At 44.4% G+C, this 15389-nt stretch carries 16 protein-coding genes and 12 pseudogenes; 21 read left to right on the top strand and 7 right to left on the bottom strand.

Features of this window, described 5'->3' with window-relative positions:
- Positions 1 to 23: 23 nt before the first annotated feature.
- From trmD to ACQGXV_RS03450, 5 genes and pseudogenes are all read left to right on the top strand, one after another.
- A complete protein-coding gene (trmD, locus tag ACQGXV_RS03470; RefSeq protein WP_440864890.1) occupies positions 24 to 779 on the top strand; it encodes a tRNA (guanosine(37)-N1)-methyltransferase TrmD in 756 nt (251 codons plus the stop codon).
- Positions 780 to 838: 59 nt separating this feature from the next.
- Positions 839 to 1186, top strand: a complete 348-nt coding sequence (gene rplS, locus ACQGXV_RS03465; RefSeq protein ID WP_440864889.1) for a 50S ribosomal protein L19 — start codon at positions 839 to 841, stop codon at positions 1184 to 1186.
- Positions 1187 to 1237: 51 nt separating this feature from the next.
- Positions 1238 to 1396, top strand: a complete 159-nt coding sequence (locus ACQGXV_RS03460) for a hypothetical protein (RefSeq protein WP_440864888.1) — start codon at positions 1238 to 1240, stop codon at positions 1394 to 1396.
- Positions 1397 to 1762, top strand: coding sequence for an IS630 transposase-related protein (locus ACQGXV_RS03455; protein WP_440864887.1), 366 nt, complete (start codon positions 1397 to 1399; stop codon positions 1760 to 1762).
- Positions 1686 to 1898 (top strand): annotated as a pseudogene (locus ACQGXV_RS03450) (IS630-like element ISOt3 family transposase); the annotation flags it as partial. The gene ACQGXV_RS03455 and the pseudogene ACQGXV_RS03450, both read left to right, overlap by 77 nt.
- A 31-nt stretch (positions 1899 to 1929) precedes the next feature.
- Here ACQGXV_RS03450 and ACQGXV_RS03445 read toward each other — a convergent pair.
- Positions 1930 to 2082: a hypothetical protein gene (locus tag ACQGXV_RS03445; protein WP_440864886.1), complete on the bottom strand. Its 153-nt coding sequence runs from the start codon at positions 2080 to 2082 to the stop codon at positions 1930 to 1932.
- Between ACQGXV_RS03445 and ACQGXV_RS03440 the strand changes: the two genes are divergently transcribed.
- Positions 2017 to 2313 carry a transposase gene (locus ACQGXV_RS03440; RefSeq protein ID WP_440867199.1) on the top strand — a complete coding sequence of 99 codons (297 nt, stop codon included), beginning with the start codon at positions 2017 to 2019 and terminating at the stop codon, positions 2311 to 2313. The genes ACQGXV_RS03445 and ACQGXV_RS03440 overlap by 66 nt on opposite strands.
- Positions 2238 to 2450, top strand: a complete 213-nt coding sequence (locus tag ACQGXV_RS03435) for a helix-turn-helix domain-containing protein (protein ID WP_440863821.1) — start codon at positions 2238 to 2240, stop codon at positions 2448 to 2450. Before ACQGXV_RS03440 ends, ACQGXV_RS03435 begins: the two co-directional genes overlap by 76 nt.
- 226 nt (positions 2451 to 2676) lie before the next feature.
- On the opposite strand, the gene ACQGXV_RS03430 is transcribed toward ACQGXV_RS03435, so the two are convergent.
- Positions 2677 to 3600, bottom strand: a complete 924-nt coding sequence (locus ACQGXV_RS03430) for an IS5 family transposase (protein WP_440864885.1) — start codon at positions 3598 to 3600, stop codon at positions 2677 to 2679.
- Positions 3601 to 3683: 83 nt separating this feature from the next.
- Between ACQGXV_RS03430 and ACQGXV_RS03425 the strand changes: the two genes are divergently transcribed.
- The 5 genes and pseudogenes from ACQGXV_RS03425 to ACQGXV_RS03405 all read left to right on the top strand — a co-directional run bounded on the left by ACQGXV_RS03425 (position 3684) and on the right by ACQGXV_RS03405 (position 5954).
- Positions 3684 to 4271: a transposase family protein gene (locus ACQGXV_RS03425; RefSeq protein ID WP_440864884.1), complete on the top strand. Its 588-nt coding sequence runs from the start codon at positions 3684 to 3686 to the stop codon at positions 4269 to 4271.
- The gene (locus tag ACQGXV_RS03420; protein ID WP_440862584.1) at positions 4272 to 4637 is read left to right on the top strand and encodes an IS630 transposase-related protein; all 366 of its coding nucleotides are present in this window, start codon (positions 4272 to 4274) and stop codon (positions 4635 to 4637) included. It abuts the gene before it with no gap.
- Positions 4561 to 5094 carry an IS630 family transposase gene (locus ACQGXV_RS03415; protein ID WP_440862665.1) on the top strand — a complete coding sequence of 178 codons (534 nt, stop codon included), beginning with the start codon at positions 4561 to 4563 and terminating at the stop codon, positions 5092 to 5094. Before ACQGXV_RS03420 ends, ACQGXV_RS03415 begins: the two co-directional genes overlap by 77 nt.
- Positions 5095 to 5109: 15 nt before the next feature.
- A pseudogene (locus ACQGXV_RS03410) lies at positions 5110 to 5603 on the top strand (IS5 family transposase); the annotation flags it as partial.
- 123 nt (positions 5604 to 5726) lie between these two features.
- Positions 5727 to 5954 (top strand): transposase, encoded by a 228-nt coding sequence (locus ACQGXV_RS03405; RefSeq protein ID WP_440867197.1) that lies wholly within the window; start codon positions 5727 to 5729, stop codon positions 5952 to 5954.
- A 13-nt stretch (positions 5955 to 5967) separates the two neighbouring features.
- Here ACQGXV_RS03405 and ACQGXV_RS03400 read toward each other — a convergent pair.
- Positions 5968 to 7244, bottom strand: a pseudogene (locus ACQGXV_RS03400) (IS256 family transposase); the annotation flags it as partial.
- A gap of 76 nt (positions 7245 to 7320) precedes the next feature.
- Between ACQGXV_RS03400 and ACQGXV_RS03395 the strand changes: the two are divergent.
- A pseudogene (locus ACQGXV_RS03395) lies at positions 7321 to 7437 on the top strand (IS5/IS1182 family transposase); the annotation flags it as partial.
- A gap of 189 nt (positions 7438 to 7626) precedes the next feature.
- Positions 7627 to 7770 (top strand): annotated as a pseudogene (locus tag ACQGXV_RS03390) (transposase); the annotation flags it as partial.
- A gap of 48 nt (positions 7771 to 7818) precedes the next feature.
- Here the strand turns inward: ACQGXV_RS03390 and ACQGXV_RS03385 are convergent.
- Positions 7819 to 8718 carry a transposase family protein gene (locus ACQGXV_RS03385; protein ID WP_440864883.1) on the bottom strand — a complete coding sequence of 300 codons (900 nt, stop codon included), beginning with the start codon at positions 8716 to 8718 and terminating at the stop codon, positions 7819 to 7821.
- Positions 8719 to 8738: 20 nt separating this feature from the next.
- On the opposite strand from ACQGXV_RS03385, the pseudogene ACQGXV_RS03380 reads away from it, so the two are divergent.
- A pseudogene (locus tag ACQGXV_RS03380) lies at positions 8739 to 9482 on the top strand (IS5 family transposase); the annotation flags it as partial.
- A gap of 56 nt (positions 9483 to 9538) precedes the next feature.
- Here the strand turns inward: ACQGXV_RS03380 and ACQGXV_RS03375 are convergent.
- Positions 9539 to 9670, bottom strand: a pseudogene (locus ACQGXV_RS03375) (IS256 family transposase); the annotation flags it as partial.
- Here ACQGXV_RS03375 and ACQGXV_RS03370 point away from each other — a divergent pair.
- From ACQGXV_RS03370 to ACQGXV_RS03345, 6 genes and pseudogenes are all read left to right on the top strand, one after another.
- Positions 9657 to 9899, top strand: coding sequence for a transposase (locus ACQGXV_RS03370; protein WP_440864882.1), 243 nt, complete (start codon positions 9657 to 9659; stop codon positions 9897 to 9899). The pseudogene ACQGXV_RS03375 and the gene ACQGXV_RS03370 sit on opposite strands and share 14 nt — an antisense overlap.
- Before the next feature lie 61 nt (positions 9900 to 9960).
- Positions 9961 to 10740, top strand: a pseudogene (locus ACQGXV_RS03365) (IS5 family transposase); the annotation flags it as partial.
- A 189-nt stretch (positions 10741 to 10929) separates the two neighbouring features.
- Positions 10930 to 11082, top strand: a pseudogene (locus ACQGXV_RS03360) (IS5/IS1182 family transposase); the annotation flags it as partial.
- A 378-nt stretch (positions 11083 to 11460) separates the two neighbouring features.
- The gene (locus tag ACQGXV_RS03355; RefSeq protein WP_440864881.1) at positions 11461 to 12525 is read left to right on the top strand and encodes a hypothetical protein; all 1065 of its coding nucleotides are present in this window, start codon (positions 11461 to 11463) and stop codon (positions 12523 to 12525) included.
- Positions 12526 to 12602: 77 nt separating this feature from the next.
- Positions 12603 to 13511: pseudogene (locus ACQGXV_RS03350) on the top strand (IS256 family transposase); the annotation flags it as partial.
- Between the two features lie 192 nt (positions 13512 to 13703).
- A pseudogene (locus tag ACQGXV_RS03345) lies at positions 13704 to 14012 on the top strand (transposase); the annotation flags it as partial.
- Between the two features lie 78 nt (positions 14013 to 14090).
- Here ACQGXV_RS03345 and ACQGXV_RS03340 read toward each other — a convergent pair.
- Together ACQGXV_RS03340 and ACQGXV_RS03335 are read right to left on the bottom strand one after the other, a co-directional pair.
- Positions 14091 to 14198, bottom strand: a pseudogene (locus ACQGXV_RS03340) (IS481 family transposase); the annotation flags it as partial.
- 52 nt (positions 14199 to 14250) lie between these two features.
- The gene (locus ACQGXV_RS03335; protein WP_440864880.1) at positions 14251 to 15150 is read right to left on the bottom strand and encodes a transposase family protein; all 900 of its coding nucleotides are present in this window, start codon (positions 15148 to 15150) and stop codon (positions 14251 to 14253) included.
- Between the last annotated feature and the right edge of the window lie 239 nt (positions 15151 to 15389).

Below are 15389 nucleotides of genomic sequence, written 5' to 3'. Positions count from 1 at the left end.
AACGAACTGAGTGGAACGAGAAAATGTGGATTGGGGTGATTAGCATGTTTCCCGAGATGTTTCGCTCAGTGGTTGATTATGGAGTCACTGGTCGGGCAGTAAAAAATGGCCTGCTGAACGTAACGTGTTGGAATCCTCGTGATTTCACCTACGATCGGCATCGTACCGTGGACGATCGCCCTTATGGTGGCGGCCCCGGTATGCTGATGATGGTGCAACCCTTGCGGGATGCCATTCATGAAGCAAAGGCCGCGGCAGGCGACGGTGCAAGGGTGATTTATTTATCACCTCAGGGCCGTAAGCTGGACCAAGAGGGCGTACGGCAGCTCGCAACGCATCAGAAGTTGATTTTGGTGTGTGGCCGGTATGAAGGGATTGACGAGCGCGTAATCAGAACCGAAATTGATGAAGAATGGTCAATCGGGGATTACGTTCTCAGTGGCGGTGAGTTGCCAGCAATGGTGCTTATCGACTCGGTATCCCGTTTTATTCCCGGCGTGCTGGGGCATGAATCTTCTGCGGAAGAGGACTCCTTTGCGGATGGGCTGTTGGATTGTCCGCACTTCACTCGTCCTGAAGTGCTGGAAGGTGTGGAGGTTCCCCCGGTGTTACTGTCGGGAAACCATGCTGAAATACGTCGCTGGCGATTAAAGCAGTCGCTTGGCCGAACCTGGCTTAGAAGACCTGAACTTCTGAAAAGCCTAGCTCTGACTGACGAGCAAACGGCGTTGCTGACTGAGTTCCAGCGTGAACACCAGTCCGAGCAACGAGAGGATTAGGGCGTTGCACTTCGGTGCGCGTACCCATGTATCAGTTTACCTAGGGTAAGAGACATATTATGAGCAACATTATTAAGCAGCTTGAACAAGAGCAGATGAAACAGGACGTACCTGCATTTCGTCCGAGTGATTCCGTTGAAGTGAAGGTATGGGTCGTTGAAGGTAGCAAAAAACGTCTGCAGGCATTCGAGGGCGTGGTTATCGCTATTCGTAACCGCGGTCTGCACTCTGCATTCACTGTTCGCAAAATTTCTAACGGCGAAGGCGTAGAGCGTGTATTCCAGACTCACTCTCCGGTTGTTGACAGCATCACTGTGAAACGCCGTGGTGCAGTACGCCAGGCCAAACTGTATTACCTGCGTGAGCGCACTGGTAAGTCTGCTCGTATCAAAGAGCGTCTTAACTAAGAGTTCGCTAACGCGACATCCAAAAGCTTTTAGTTATAAAGGGTTTAGCCAATGGCTAAGCCCTTTTTTTATTTGTTGATATACGTTATTTATCCGTATCACTCCGGTGACCGATTTTTCACCCCTCATTTTATAGCCAACCGACTTAAAAATGATTACATCCTATGCCCTGATATAGCTAAACGACTTAATTTTGATTACATTATTTAAATGAGCTATTCAATTGATTTTAGACGTAAAGTGATATCTACACGGAAAAACGAAGGGTTGAGTATCCGAGAAACAGCGAAGCAATTTCGGATTGGCCCTGCCTCTGTATCGCGTTGGATTAATCAAATAGAGTCAAAAGCATCGACCACGCGTCAGCGAAAGATCGATAAATCCGAGTTGATAAAAGATGTTGAACAATATCCAGATGCTTACCAAAAAGAACGTACAGAGCGTTTTGGCGTTTGTCAGAAGGCCATTTGGCAAGCGCTTAAAAAGCTGGGATTGACCTATAAAAAAAACTCTACGTCATCCGAAAGCCGACGAAAACGCCCGGCAGGGATTTCAACAAAAAAAACAACAGTATGAAAAAGAAGGTAAACCTATTGTTTTTATTGATGAAAGTGGTTTTTCACACGATGCCCCACGGACTCACGGCTATTCCCCAAAAGGTCAACGGTGTTTTGGCCTGAAGAACTGGGGAGCTAGGGGAAGAACAAATGTTATCGGCGCTTTATTAGGCACAACGCTGTTTGCTATCGGATTATTTGATATAGCCAAGCGACATTATTTTGATAACAGCCAGCTATGCTTCTTTGCCGCATATCAGGGCATAGGATGTAATCATTTTTAAGTCGGTTGGCTATATCAATATTAACAGCGATGTTTTCTATGCCTGGGTCACACAAGTCCTTATCCCAGTACTCCCTAAAAACAGTGTAATCATGATGGACAATGCCACTTTTCACAAAAAACATAATATTCAACAAGTCATCATCGATGCAGGGTATATGGTGGAGTATTTGCCTACATATTCGCCAGATCTTAACCCAATTGAGCATAAATGGGCACAAGCAAAAAGCAAAAAAAGAGAGATGGGTTGCGATACAGAGAGTTTGTTCTCAGTCCATATGGTGTAATCAAAATTAAGTCGCTTGGCTATACCTACCAGGAAGCCGCGAAAGCCATTAACGTCAGTCTTTCAGCGATTAGCCGGTGGGTAAGAGCCCTTCGTTTAGAACGTCAAGGGGCTTTGTTGAATAATTTAAGATACTGATTTATATAAGCATTATAAAATTTCAACGACTAATTTTTCCTCTCGGAATGGCTTTGTTGAATAATTTAACCGTTTGATTTACATCTTCTTTAGTTAGAATGCATTTACAGAGAATGTATTTTGTTAGAACGACAAATCAAATAGTTAGCACAATAAAAAGCATTCCGAGAGGCTTTGTTGAATAAATCAGAATTAGCCGACAGGATGACTCCCTCTGCTACACCTGTTATCCTATCCTGACGCTGTGTGGCATACCCAACAACGTCATACGGTTCAGCGCTTTGACCATCGCTATGGCTTCACCTACTTGAGCCTCATAGTCACGCAGGCTCAGATGGCCACCCAGCAAAGTTTTTATGCGGAACATCGCTGTTTCTGCCACTGAACGCCGGTGATAACCCACTTTCTTTTTCCACATATCATTACTCCCGCTCAGACGCTGATTCGCCACCGCATGGTTACGTTCATGGTACTTGTCCGGCCAGTATTTGGCTCCGCTTCGCGGCGGGATAAGGGGCCTGATTTTCTTTCTTAGCAACGCATCGTGGCAGTAACGGGCGTCATAAGCACCGTCTGCTGACACTTCCCTGATTTTTCGGTGGGTTTGGTTAATCAGGCCCGGCAGTGCCTGCGCATCTGTCGTTCCGCTGAGCGATAAGTCGGCACAGATAATCTCATGCGTCGCAGTGTCTGCTGCCAGATGAAGCTTGCGCCACACTCTTCGTCTGTCAGCCCCATGCTGCCTGACTTTCCATTCACCTTCGCCAAAGACCTTCAGACCGGTACTGTCGATGACCAGATGCGAGATTTCACCACGCGTTGGCGTTTTTATGCTGATACTGACGGTTTTTGCCCGCCGACTGACCAGAGAGTAGTCCGGGCAGCGCAGTGGCAGGCTCATCAGTGTAAAAACCGAGTCGACAAAGCCCTGTAATGCCCGGAGCGACAGGTTAAACACGCGCTTTATCATCAAAACCGTGGTAACAGCCATATCGGTGTAGTAAAGCGGCCGACCACGACCTTCAGGCGAAGCACTGTCAGTCCATGCAGCGATGGCCGACTCATCAAGCCAGACCGTCAGGGAGCCGCGTTGTCTGAGTGCTTTGTTGTAGGTGGGCCAGTTGGTGATTTTAAACTTTTGCTTTGCCATGGGGAGCTGCTATCGGAAGCGATGATAGTGCTTTGATCCGGCGATCCCCTGAAAGTTCGATTTATTCAACAAAGCCTATTTTATTGTATTTAACATGTTATCCGACCTATGATTTGCAAGGACTTCTTTTTGGTTTAGATAGAACACGGGTATGTCGCTGGGTAAAAATATTATTGCCGGTTTTAGAGATGACCTTGGGGCGAGAATGTGTTTTGCCCGCTCGTCAAATTCGCTCTGCTGAGGAATTTTTTCGCGCCTTTCCTGGAGTTAAAGACGTCTTTATTGATGGGACAGAGCGACCTGTCCAAAAGCCTAAGAATCTGCGTCGGCGAAAAAAAATGTATTCGGGAAAGAAAAGACAGACCACTCGAAAAGGGCTTATTATGACTGACGAAACAAGGCAAATTGGATTTATCCCCATGAGCAAAAATGGGCGCCGTCACGATAAACGCTTACTCGATAAAGTCGATATAATTCGCCATATTCCTCCTGAGGTAACCATCTGGGCAGATACCGGTTTTCAAGGTATAGATAAACAGCATCCTAATACACAAATCCCAAAAAAAGGAACTCGAAAAAGACCTTTATCGCCTGAACAAAAACAAGAAAATAAAATAATCTCGGGCATCCGTATTATAGCTAAACGACTTAATTTTGATTACATTATTTAAATGAGCTATTCAATTGATTTTAGACGTAAAGTGATATCTACACGGAAAAACGAAGGGTTGAGTATCCGAGAAACAGCGAAGCAATTTCGGATTGGCCCTGCCTCTGTATCGCGTTGGATTAATCAAATAGAGTCAAAAGCATCGACCACGCGTCAGCGAAAGATCGATAAATCCGAGTTGATAAAAGATGTTGAACAATATCCAGATGCTTACCAAAAAGAACGTGCAGAGCGTTTTGGCGTTTGTCAGAAGGCCATTTGGCAAGCGCTTAAAAAGCTGGGATTGACCTATAAAAAAAACTCTACGTCATCCGAAAGCCGACGAAAACGCCCGGCAGGGATTTCAACAAAAAAAACAACAGTATGAAAAAGAAGGTAAGCCTATTGTTTTTATTGATGAAAGTGGTTTTTCACACGATGCCCCACGGACTCACGGCTATTCCCCAAAAGGTCAACGGTGTTTTGGCCTGAAGAACTGGGGAGCTAGGGGAAGAACAAATGTTATCGGCGCTTTATTAGGCACAACGCTGTTTGCTATCGGATTATTTGATATCAATATTAACAGCGATGTTTTCTATGCCTGGGTCACACAAGTCCTTATCCCAGTACTCCCTAAAAACAGTGTAATCATGATGGACAATGCCACTTTTCACAAAAAACATAATATTCAACAAGTCATCATCGATGCAGGGTATATGGTGGAGTATTTGCCTACATATTCGCCAGATCTTAACCCAATTGAGCATAAATGGGCACAAGCAAAAAGCAAAAAAAGAGAGATGGGTTGCGATACAGAGAGTTTGTTCTCAGTCCATATGGTGTAATCAAAATTAAGTCGCTTGGCTATACCAACCGTTTTGACATCTCCGCACGCAGGCCGGCCATGGGCAGAACATCGCAAAATCGTCAACGGCATGTTCTGGATACTGTGTTCAGGTGCCCCATGGCGTGATTTACCTGAACGTTACGGCCCATGGAAAACCGTTTATAACCGTTTCAATAGATGGTCAAAGTCTGGAGTTATTAACATTATTTTTAATTGGTTACTTTCATTTCTTGATGCTCATGGACTTGTTGACTGGTCAGCCACTGCGCTGGGTGGCAGCAATATCCGTGCGCTCAAATGTGCGGCTGGCGCTCAAAAAAACATCCCGATATTACCAACGATAACAGCCTGGGTCGCTCACGAGGTGGTTATGGCACCAAAATCCACATGGCGACTGACGGAAGCGGCATCCCGCTAAATATCGTACTGAGTGCTGGGCAGGCTCACGAAAGCCTGTTCGCGTTACGACTCCTGGACGGCATTGGCGTGCAACGGCAGAACGGTAGCGGCTTTGTTGAATAATTTAAGATACTGATTTATATAAGCATTATAAAATTTCAACGACTAATTTTTCCTCTCGGAATGCTTTTTATTGTGCTAACTATTTGATTTGTCGTTCTAACAAAATACATTCTCTGTAAATGCATTCTAACTAAAGAAGATGTAAATCAAACGGTTAAATTATTCAACAAAGCCAACGGTAGCATGAAGCGTCGTGGTCATGCGGTACTGGCTGACAAAGCCTACTCTGGCAATGCACTCCGTAACAAGTTGAAAAGAAAAGGGATAAAAACGGTTATTCCCCGAAAATCAAATGAAAAACTGGCTTCAGATGAGTCTGTAAAGAATTTCGTGTAAATGGCTCCATCGCTTAACCGGAAATCCGATCTCCATACATCAACATGAATTGGCTCATAGCCGGTTTCCAGTCTCTGATTGGTAGGGTCCATTTAGCCGAGATATTATGCAAGGCTAGATAGAATAATTTTAGCACCGAGTAATCCGTTGGAAATATTCGTCGCGTTTTCGTTATCTTGCGCAATGAAGCATTTAACGACTCTATCGCGTTGTTGGTGTAGATAACCTTGCGGATCTCCGGCGGAAAATCAAAAATGACGATGAGACGTTCCCAATTATTTCTCCACGATGGGCTGATCGTCGGGAACTGCTCATCCCATTTGTCCGCGAAGGCATCCAGGGCCTCTTCAGCGCCCTCTATCGTTGCGGAACTATATAGCCAACCGACTTAAAAATGATTACATCCTATGCCCTGATATGCGGCAAAGAAGCATAGCTGGCTGTTATCAAAATAATGTCGCTTGGCTATAGATAGTGCGGAGGTCAGCAGCAACGGCTTTACGCTCTTTCCAGCCGACGTAGCGCAGCGAGTTCCGCACCTGATGCACGATGCAGAGCTGTACCCGCGTATGCGGGTAAACAGCTTCAATGGCATCAGGAAAGCCCTTCAGGCCATCGCAGCAGGCGATGAAGATGTCCTGTAGCCCACGATTTTTCAGTTCTGTCATTACAGATAACCAGAACTTGGCCCCCTCGGTTTTGGCTATCCATAGCCCCAGCAGCTCTTTTTCGCCCTGGCAGTTGATGCCTAGAGCCAAGTAAACAGACTTGTTGGTCACGGCTCCGCCGTCCTGGCTTTTGACCACAATACAGTCAAGGTAAACAATGGGATAAAACGCATCCAGCGGTCGTTGCTGCCAGCGCTTAACGTCATCCATCACGGCATTGGTCACTTGAGAAATGAAGCCAGCGGAAACATCGACCCCGTAGACTTCTTTAAAGTGAGCCTGAATATCACGGGTTGATAGCCCTCTGGAATAGAGAGAAATAATGCGGTCATCGAAGCCGTTAAGCTGCTTTTCGTGCTTACCGATCAGTGTCGGCTCGAAGGTATAGCCAAGCGACATTATTTTGATAACAGCCAGCTATGCTTCTTTGCCGCATATCAGGGCATAGGATGTAATCATTTTTAAGTCGGTTGGCTATACTGTTGCGGTCGCGCGGAATATCGAGCTCGAGCGCCCCATTTTGGCTACGTACGCTCTTGGATGTCTTGCCATTGCGTGAGTTGCCTGAATGATTACCAGCCGGGTCATGCTTAGCATACCCAAGGTGTATCTCCATCTCAGCGGCTTTGTTGAATAAATCGAACTTTCAGGGGATCGCCGGATCAAAGCACTATCATCGCTCCCGATAGCAGCTCCCCATGGCAAAGCAAAAGTTTAAAATCACCAACTGGCCCACCTACAACAAAGCACTCAGACAACGCGGCTCCCTGACGGTCTGGCTTGATGAGTCCGCCATCGCTGCATGGACTGACAGGCTTTGTTGAATAATTTAACCGTTTGATTTACATCTTCTTTAGTTAGAATGCATTTACAGAGAATGTATTTTGTTAGAACGACAAATCAAATAGTTAGCACAATAAAAAGCATTCCGAGAGGAAAAATTAGTCGTTGAAATTTTATAATGCTTATATAAATCAGTATCTTAAATTATTCAACAAAGCCGGACTGACAGTGCTTCGCCTGAAGGTCGTGGTCGGCCGCTTTACTACACCGATATGGCTGTTACCACGGTTTTGATGATAAAGCGCGTGTTTAACCTGTCGCTCCGGGCATTACAGGGCTTTGTCGACTCGGTTTTTACACTAAGCGTGTTGCTTAATAGTGAAATAAGGGTGTTTCGGTGATTGAAGTAAATTTTACGCTGTTCTGAGATGGAAATTCCAAAGACCGGCGCTAAGGAGTAAGAAGGTATCATCAATAAAGGGTCTACTATTCCGTAAAATTTGGGTCATGCAACCGAGGCGCTTGATACCCGCGATGGCGTGTTCAACTGTAATACGGATGCCCGAGATTATTTTATTTTCTTGTTTTTGTTCAGGCGATAAAGGTCTTTTTCGAGTTCCTTTTTTTGGGATTTGTGTATTAGGATGCTGTTTATCTATACCTTGAAAACCGGTATCTGCCCAGATGGTTACCTCAGGAGGAATATGGCGAATTATATCGACTTTATCGAGTAAGCGTTTATCGTGACGGCGCCCATTTTTGCTCATGGGGATAAATCCAATTTGCCTTGTTTCGTCAGTCATAATAAGCGCTTTTCGAGTGGTCTGTCTTTTCTTTCCCGAATACATTTTTTTTCGCCGACGCAGATTCTTAGGCTTTTGGACAGGTCGCTCTGTCCCATCAATAAAGACGTCTTTAACTCCAGGAAAGGCGCGAAAAAATTCCTCAGCAGAGCGAATTTGACGAGCGGGCAAAACACATTCTCGCCCCAAGGTCATCTCTAAAACCGGCAATAATATTTTTACCCAGCGACATACCCGTGTTCTATCTAAACCAAAAAGAAGTCCTTGCAAATCATAGGTCGGATAACATTTTAAATACAATAAAATAAAAAGCAGTTTATCTAATGGGGTTGGGATAAATCCTTTCTGCCCTGCACCCATCTGCCGCTCGTGATCTTTTCGATTCTTTTTCCGATAAATCAAATAACAAGCTGAAAATTCAGCGGCTAAATTTTTCAATTCTTCGACTGATAATCCAATGATTGCTTTACATAAACGATTATCTCGTAACAACCGCTCTTTGTTGATCATTTCAAACCTTTATTCTCTAAGTTAAACCTCTTTTTATTCTCAATAGCCTGACAAAAAATGCAAGTCTCTATTCAGCAACTAGTTTACTGATGAGCCTGCCACTGCGCTGCCCGGACTACTCTCTGGTCAGTCGGCGGGCAAAAACCGTCAGTATCAGCATAAAAACGCCAACGCGTGGTGAAATCTCGCATCTGGTCATCGACAGTACCGGTCTGAAGGTCTTTGGCGAAGGTGAATGGAAAGTCAGGCAGCATGGGGCTGACAGACGAAGAGTGTGGCGCAAGCTTCATCTGGCAGCAGACAGTGCGACGCATGAGATTATCTGTGCCGACTTATCGCTCAGCGGAACGACAGATGCGCAGGCACTGCCGGGCCTGATTAACCAAACCCACCGAAAAATCAGGGAAGTGTCAGCAGACGGTGCTTATGACGCCCGTTACTGCCACGATGCGTTGCTAAGAAAGAAAATCAGGCCCCTTATCCCGCCGCGAAGCGGAGCCAAATACTGGCCGGACAAGTACCATGAACGTAACCATGCGGTGGCGAATCAGCGTCTGAGCGGGAGTAATGATATGTGGAAAAAGAAAGTGGGTTATCACCGGCGTTCAGTGGCAGAAACAGCGATGTTCCGCATAAAAACTTTGCTGGGTGGCCATCTGAGCCTGCGTGACTATGAGGCTCAAGTAGGTGAAGCCATAGCGATGGTCAAAGCGCTGAACCGTATGACGTTGTTGGGTATGCCACACAGCGTCAGGATAGGATAACAGGTGTAGCAGAGGGAGTCATCCTGTCGGCTAATTCTGATTTATTCAACAAAGCCCATCTCAGCTTGAAGAACCCGTTCCGCCAGTCTTTTAGTCAGCTCCTTGAGTAGGCCTGATTCACCCAGAAGCTCCTGAGGGGAGTGGCAATCCTGAAGCAGTTGGTCAATAAGTTCGTTGCTGATAGGCATTTTTTGTCCTCTGAAGGTTTTCCTCAAAATGCCATTTACACAGATCTTTTTACACTCTCCTTCTGATGGACGCTCACAACTTTATCGTGATGCTTATCGCCGTCGCAACGTTGTAGAAAGATGTTTTGGCCGTTTAAAGGAATATAGACGGATTGCCACACGTTATGAAAAAACGGCAAGAAACTATTTAGCAATGGTTAAACTGGGCTGCATCGGCTTTGTTGAATAAATCGAACTTTCAGGGGATCGCCGGATCAAAGCACTATCATCGCTCCCGATAGCAGCTCCCCATGGCAAAGCAAAAGTTTAAAATCACCAACTGGCCCACCTACAACAAAGCACTCAGACAACGCGGCTCCCTGACGGTCTGGCTTGATGAGTCGGCCATCGCTGCATGGACTGACAGTGCTTCGCCTGAAGGTCGTGGTCGGCCGCTTTACTACACCGATATGGCTGTTACCACGGTTTTGATGATAAAGCGCGTGTTTAACCTGTCGCTCCGGGCATTACAGGGCTTTGTCGACTCGGTTTTTACACTGATGAGCCTGCCACTGCGCTGCCCGGACTACTCTCTGGTCAGTCGGCGGGCAAAAACCGTCAGTATCAGCATAAAAACGCCAACGCGTGGTGAAATCTCGCATCTGGTCATCGACAGTACCGGTCTGAAGGTCTTTGGCGAAGGTGAATGGAAAGTCAGGCAGCATGGGGCTGACAGACGAAGAGTGTGGCGCAAGCTTCATCTGGCAGCAGACAGTGCGACGCATGAGATTATCTGTGCCGACTTATCGCTCAGCGGAACGACAGATGCGCAGGCACTGCCGGGCCTGATTAACCAAACCCACCGAAAAATCAGGGAAGTGTCAGCAGACGGTGCTTATGACGCCCGTTACTGCCACGATGCGTTGCTAAGAAAGAAAATCAGGCCCCTTATCCCGCCGCGAAGCGGAGCCAAATACTGGCCGGACAAGTACCATGAACGTAACCATGCGGTGGCGAATCAGCGTCTGAGCGGGAGTAATGATATGTGGAAAAAGAAAGTGGGTTATCACCGGCGTTCAGTGGCAGAAACAGGCTTTGTTGAATAATTTAAAATACTGATTTAAATGGGTATTATAAAATTTTAACGACTAAATTTTACTACCGTAATGCTTTTTATTGTGCTAACTATTTGATTTATCGCTCTAACAAAATACATTTTCTGTACATGCATCCCACCTAAAGAAGTTGTAAATCAAAACGTTAAATTATTCAACAAAGCCGCAGAAACAGAGATGTTCCGCATAAAAACTTTGCTGGGTGGCCATCTGAGCCTGCGTGACTATGAGGCTCAAGTAGGTGAAGCCATAGCGATGGTCAAAGCGCTGAACCGTATGACGTTGTTGGGTATGCCACACAGCGTCAGGATAGGATAACAGGTGTAGCAGAGGGAGTCATCCTGTCGGCATTCAACAAAGCCGGCTGCATCCGCTTGTTTTACGCCCGGTTACGTAATTAAGGGGCTTTGTTGAATAATTTAACCGTTTGATTTACATCTTCTTTAGTTAGAATGCATTTACAGAGAATGTATTTTGTTAGAACGACAAATCAAATAGTTAGCACAATAAAAAGCATTCCGAGAGGAAAAATTAGTCGTTGAAATTTTATAATGCTTATATAAATCAGTATCTTAAATTATTCAACAAAGCCTAATTAAGGGACACAGCCTAGAACATTAGGGTCAATACCTTCTGTTAATCATTTTTATAAATATTATATTTTCTATTCTATTCATGTTTTTAGAAGGGGGTAAAATGATTAATCAGACTTCAACTTTATCATCTTACTGCAATAGCTTGAACACATATAAACAAGATGTTATTTGTGATCAGGTTAGTGTCTTTAGAGATGTTGTTGATTCTTCGAAAAATAAAGTGCATCTCAGTGATGATGCGAAAAAAATATTGAACGTGATAACGCTAGGTTTGAGTCATTATATCATTCAGTTCATCGAATGGCGTTTGAGTGAAACCGCATTAGCTGACTATATAGAAGTTACGGAAACATTGATAAATGCCTTCGATACTGAGACGCAATGTATAAAAATCCCTTTAGGAAAAGGAAAACACATTGAGTTTAATCAAGCAGCAAGTGAGGGGGAAAATTTCGAAACGATAGTCACTGAAATACACCCTAAAATATTCAGGACACTGAAATATAAAGATCAAGAATTAAAAATTAACAAATCATTGTCACAGATAGCAGAAATGTTGGTAGCCGATGTAATAAATAACAAAGAGAGACTAGAGAGTCGATTTACCAGTCTTATCACTCGCGCTGAATGTATACATGAACGCTTGGTGAAAAAACAAGAAGAAAGTACAGTGGCTCCGGATACGAACTTGCGCCATGATATTACTCACCCGATGAAGTATGAGAAAAAAACGGTATCTGCTAAATTAAATGAACTTCACACTGACGGAACATCCTTATTGACCTATTTAAGTAAAGGAAAGACGTTTTTGGGGATGAAGTTTGATGAGCATAAAGTGTTGGGTGTAACATCTTTGAGTGGAAAGAAATACATCTTTAGTCTTTCTCATGGAGAACTAAAGAATATAGGCCATGAGGATGGTGTCTGTTATTTTAAATTAAGTATTGGGCGGAAAAAAAAGTCTAAAGATATACTAAAGGTTTATAATGAATTGGTCAATATAGCAAATAAATATGGACTTACGGACCATAATATTAAAGTTTTTGCTAAAGAAAAGAATCCTGACTTGAATTTTCAGATAAATAATACAGAAGGGTATTTGAAACACGTTAACGATCACAACCCATTTTTGGAGAATAAAAAACCGTTAAGTTATATGTACTAGCTCAGACCTGATCTGACGAGACTGTAAAATAATCTGTGTAAATGGCATTTTGAGGAAAACCTTCAAAGGATAACAAAATGCCTATCAGCAACGAACTTATTGACCAACTGCTTCAAGATTGTCACTCCCCTCAGGATCTGCTGGGTGAATCAGGCCTACTCAAGGTGCTGACTAAAAGACTGGCGGAACGGGTTCTTGAAGCTGAGATGGAGATGCACCTTGGGTATGCTAAGCATGACCCGGCAGGTAATCATTCAGGCAACTCCCGCAATGGCAAGACATCAAAAAGCGTACGTAGCCAAAATGGGGAGATCGAGCTCGATATTCCGCGCGACCGCAACAGTACCTTCGAGCCGACACTGATCGGTAAGAACGAAAAACAGCTTAACGGCTTCGATGACCGCATTATTTCTCTCTATTCCAGAGGGTTATCAACCCGTGATATTCAGGCACACTTTAAAGAAGTCTACGGGGTCGATGTTTCCGCTGGCTTCATTTCTCAAGTGACCAATGCTGTGATGGATGAAGTTAAGCGCTGGCAGCAACGGCCGCTGGATGCGCTTTATCCCATTGTTTACCTTGACTGTATTGTTGTCAAAAGCCAGGACGGCGGAGCCGTGGCCAACAAGTCTGTTTATCTGGCCCTCGGCGTCAACGGCCAGGGCGAAAAAGAGCTGCTGGGGCTATGGATAGCCAAAACTGAGGGGGCCAAGTTCTGGTTATCTGTGATGACAGAACTGAAAAATCGTGGGCTAAAGGACATCTTCGTCGCCTGCTGCGATGGCCTGAAAGGCTTTCCTGATGCCATTGAAGCTGTTTACCCGCATACGCGGGTACAGCTCTGCATTGTGCATCAGGTGCGGAACTCGCTGCGCTACGTCGGCTGGAAAGAGCGTAAGGCCGTTGCTGCTGACCTGCGCACCATCTATAGTTCCGCAACGCTAGAGGGCGCTGAAGAGGCCCTGGATGCCTTCGCGGCCAAATGGGGGCTTTGTTGAATAATTTAACCGTTTGATTTACATCTTCTTTAGTTAGAATGCATTTACAGAGAATGTATTTTGTTAGAACGACAAATCAAATAGTTAGCACAATAAAAAGCATTCCGAGAGGAAAAATTAGTCGTTGAAATTTTATAATGCTTATATAAATCAGTATCTTAAATTATTCAACAAAGCCCCAAATGGGATGAGCAGTTCCCGACGATCAGCCTGTCGTGGAGAAATAATTGGGAACGTCTCATCGTCATTTTTGACTTTCCGCCGGAGATCCGCAAGGTTATCTACACCACCAACGCGATAGAGTCGTTAAATGCTTCATTGCGCAAGATAACGAAAACGCGACGAATATTTCCAACGGATGACTCGGTGATAAAATTACTCTATCTAGCCTTGCATAATATCTCTGCTAAATGGACCTTGCCAATCAGAGACTGGAAACCTGCTATGAGCCAATTCATGTTGATGTATGGAGAACGAATCTCCGGTTAAGCAATGGAGCCATTTACACAAAATTCTTTACAGACTCGATCTGACAGTTACCGGTTATTTATACAGGTGTCTGTCAGATTACATCCGGTTCAGATCCTTTTCTGCCCAGACCCGTTTTCCATCAAGTAACGTGGCCATTGGCGTTCGCCCGCAGCACATTTTTCCCTGATGAGTTCGCTCATTATTAAGCGTGTTGCTTAATAGTGAAATAAGGGTGTTTCGGTGATTGAAGTAAATTTTACGCTGTTCTGAGATGGAAATTCCAAAGACCGGCGCTAAGGAGTAAGAAGGTATCATCAATAAAGGTTCTACGATTCCGTAAAATTTGGGTCATGCAACCGAGGCGCTTGATACCCGCGATGGCGTGTTCAACTGTAATACGGATGCCCGAGATTATTTTATTTTCTTGTTTTTGTTCAGGCGATAAAGGTCTTTTTCGAGTTCCTTTTTTTGGGATTTGTGTATTAGGATGCTGTTTATCTATACCTTGAAAACCGGTATCTGCCCAGATGGTTACCTCAGGAGGAATATGGCGAATTATATCGACTTTATCGAGTAAGCGTTTATCGTGACGGCGCCCATTTTTGCTCATGGGGATAAATCCAATTTGCCTTGTTTCGTCAGTCATAATAAGCCCTTTTCGAGTGGTCTGTCTTTTCTTTCCCGAATACATTTTCTTTCGCCGACGCAGATTCTTAGGCTTTTGGACAGGTCGCTCTGTCCCATCAATAAAGACGTCTTTAACTCCAGGAAAGGCGCGAAAAAATTCCTCAGCAGAGCGAATTTGACGAGCGGGCAAAACACATTCTCGCCCCAAGGTCATCTCTAAAACCGGCAATAATATTTTTACCCAGCGACATACCCGTGTTCTATCTAAACCAAAAAGAAGTCCTTGCAAATCATAGGTCGGATAACATTTTAAATACAATAAAATAAAAAGCAGTTTATCTAATGGGGTTGGGATAAATCCTTTCTGCCCTGCACCCATCTGCCGCTCGTGATCTTTTCGATTCTTTTTCCGATAAATCAAATAACAAGCTGAAAATTCAGCGGCTAAATTTTTCAATTCTTCGACTGATAATCCAATGATTGCTTTACATAAACGATTATCTCGTAACAACCGCTCTTTGTTGATCATTTCAAACCTTTATTCTCTAAGTTAAACCTCTTTTTATTCTCAATAGCCTGACAAAAAATGCAAGTCTCTATTCAGCAACTAGTTTATTGTAATGCCACAACCAGTTGTCCAGATCTGCCTGCAGGCTCTCCAGGTCCCCATATAACTTCTTGCGGAACGTAACCTGATAAAAATCCTGCAAAATCGTTTTATGGAAGCGCTCGCAGATGGGCTTTGTTGAATAATTTAACCGTTTGATT

This window comes from Symbiopectobacterium purcellii, from assembly GCF_052050035.1.
Taxonomy (GTDB): Bacteria; Pseudomonadota; Gammaproteobacteria; order Enterobacterales; family Enterobacteriaceae; genus Symbiopectobacterium; species Symbiopectobacterium purcellii_A.
Note: the sequence above shows the minus strand (reverse complement) of the source record. Positions and strands in the feature narration are given on the sequence as shown.